Source organism: Streptomyces sp. NPDC007095 (genome assembly GCF_040634475.1).
Classification (GTDB): Bacteria; Actinomycetota; Actinomycetes; order Streptomycetales; family Streptomycetaceae; genus Streptomyces.
In genome coordinates this window covers 1-2,555 of sequence record NZ_JBEYFS010000474.1, presented here as the reverse complement: position 1 = coordinate 2,555, position 2,555 = coordinate 1, and the positions used below count along the sequence as shown (strand labels likewise).

2 protein-coding genes and 1 pseudogene are annotated in these 2,555 nt (G+C 72.4%); all 3 read left to right on the top strand.

Annotation, left to right across the window (positions count from 1 at the left end; all coding sequences use genetic code 11):
* Positions 1-176: alpha-glucosidase C-terminal domain-containing protein (locus ABZ656_RS57460; protein ID WP_360280652.1), on the top strand; the 176-nt coding region annotated here is incomplete at its 5' end.
* Positions 177-242: 66 nt separating this feature from the next.
* Positions 243-1,712, top strand: coding sequence for a maltokinase (locus tag ABZ656_RS57455; RefSeq protein WP_360280649.1), 1,470 nt, complete (start codon positions 243-245; stop codon positions 1,710-1,712).
* 59 nt (positions 1,713-1,771) lie between these two features.
* Positions 1,772-2,555, top strand: a pseudogene (locus tag ABZ656_RS57450) (1,4-alpha-glucan branching enzyme); the annotation flags it as partial.

The window sequence follows — 2,555 nt, the reverse complement described above, 5'->3', positions numbered from 1 at the left end:
AGCCCACCGAACTGGACCTGCGGGCCTTCAGCGGCCGCCACCCGGTCGAACTCATCGGCGGGGTGCGATTCCCGGCCATCGGAGAGCTGCCGTACCTGCTCACCCTCGCGGGCCACGGCTTCTACTGGTTCCGGCTGCGACGCGCGATCGCCCCCGGCACCGCCAGGCGATCCTGACCGCACGTGATCGCGCTTGATCGTGTGCCCATCAAAGATCGCTTGCCTCTGAAAGGACGTGTCGCCATGCCGAAGACCGCGTTGCACCGTCCGGGCAGCCATGCCCCCGCCGCGCTGCTCACCTCGCTCGCCGAACTGCTGCGGCAGTGGCTGCCGCGGCAGCGCTGGTTCGCGGGCAAGGGCCACCCCGTCACCGGTCTGAGCGTGGTGTCGTCGACCGAGCTGTACCCGGGCTGCCTGCATCTCCTGATACGCACCGAACACCTCGGCGGCTCCGACCACGAAGGTCCCGGCACTCCCCCGCCCGACGACTGCTACCAGCTCCTGCTCGGCGCACGCGAGGTCCTGCCACCCCGACTCGCCCCCGCCTTCATAGGCCGCCCGAGCGCGGGCCCCCTGGCCGACCTCAGCGTGTACGACGCCTTTCACGATCCCAACGCGGCGGGTCTGCTCCTGGAACGACTGCGCACTCCTGGGGCGGCGGGACCGCTGCTCTTCGAGCGGGATCCCCAGGTGACGGTCCCCTGCGGTCTCACCCCCCGGCTCCTCGACACCGAGCAGTCGAACTCCTCCCTCGTGTACGGGAACTCCTTCATCCTGAAGGTCTTCCGTCGTGTCCAGCCGGGCATCAACCCCGACCTGGAGGTGCCCTGGGCGCTGGCCCGGCAGGGCTGCACCCGCGTACCCGCCCCCGCGGCGTGGTTCGGCACCTCGCAGCCGCGGGAGGCGACACTCGGGGTGCTCCAGCCGTTCCTGCGCGACGCCTCCGACGGCTGGGCCCTGGCGCTCCAATCGCTCACCTCCGGCGGGGAGTTCACCGAGGAGGCATACGAACTCGGCCGGGCCACCGCCGAGATACATGTGGCGCTGGCGGCGGCGTTCCCCGTGCGAGCGCCCAGTCCGTTGCAGCACCGGCAACTCGCGGCCGCGATGAGTGAACGGCTCGACACCACGGCCCGCTCCGTGCCCGAACTCCGGCCGTACGCGGCCGGGCTGCGGTCGGCATTCGACGCGCTCGCGGCGCTCGACGCGGCGATACGGCCGGCGCAGCGGATTCACGGCGACCTCCACCTGGGGCAGGTGCTGCGGGCCGGGCGGCAGTGGTCCGTCATCGACTTCGAGGGCGAGCCGGCCCGTCCGCTCACCGAGCGCCGACGCCTCCAGTCCCCCGTACGTGATGTCGCGGGCATGCTGCGCTCCTTCGACTACGCCGCGCGCTCCCGCCACCCGTGGCGCCCCGAGTGGGCGCAGCGCTGCCGGGAGGCCTTCTGCGCGGGGTACGCCGCCGCGGCCGCGTGGGACCCGCGCGAGGAGCCCGAACTGCTGCGCGCGTACGAGACCGACAGGGCCGTGTACGAGGTGCTGTACGAGGCCAGGCACCGGCCCGACTGGCTGCCGGTCCCGATGGCGGCGGTCGGGCGCCTCGCCGAAGCCGCGGGGGAACGGCGTGACGCACACCCCACCGAGCGTCCTGCCCACCGCCCAACCGGCCATCACGCCGAACATCGCGTCGAACGTCCCGCTGAACGCCTTTGACGACGACCCGGAGCCCAGGATCCATCCGCCCCACCGCTTTCCCCGAGGAGGCTGAAGCCGTGGCAGTTCCCACCACCGCCGTTGGCACCAGGCCGGTAGCCGCGCTGGACGCGACGGACCGCGCGCGCCTGTTGTCCGGCGCCCACCACGATCCGCACGCGCTGCTCGGCGCGCACCCGGTGCCGGGCGGCGTCGTGTTCCGCGTGCTACGACCGTACGCCGAGGCCGTCGCGGTCGTGGTGGACGGCCGGCGCACGGAGCTGCGGGGGGCGGGTGACGGCCTCTTCTCGGGCGTCCTGCCGCTCGACACGATCCCCGAGTACGTGCTGTCGGTGACGTACGCGGGCCACGAGTCCGAGGTACAGGACCCGTATCGCTTCCTGCCCGCGCTGGGCGAGGTCGATCTCCATCTGATCGGCGAGGGCCGCCACGAGGAACTGTGGCGGGCGCTCGGGGCCCGTCCCATGACCCACCAGGGCGTGACCGGCACCCGCTTCACGGTCTGGGCACCCAACGCCCAGGGTGTCAGGGTCTGCGGGGACTTCTGCCACTGGGACGGCACCGCCTACCCCATGCGATCGCTCGGTTCCACGGGCGTCTGGGAGCTGTTCCTGCCCGGCATCGGCGAGGGAACCCCGTACAAGTTCGACATCACCCGGCCCGACGGTACGCACACGATGCGCGCCGACCCGATGGCCCGCCGCACCGAGGTGCCCCCGGCGACCGCCTCGATCGTCACGGAGTCGTCCCACGTGTGGACGGACGAGGAGTGGATGGCGGGGCGGGGGGCCCGTCCGGTGCACGAGGCACCGTTGTCGGTGTACGAGGTCCACCTGCCGTCCT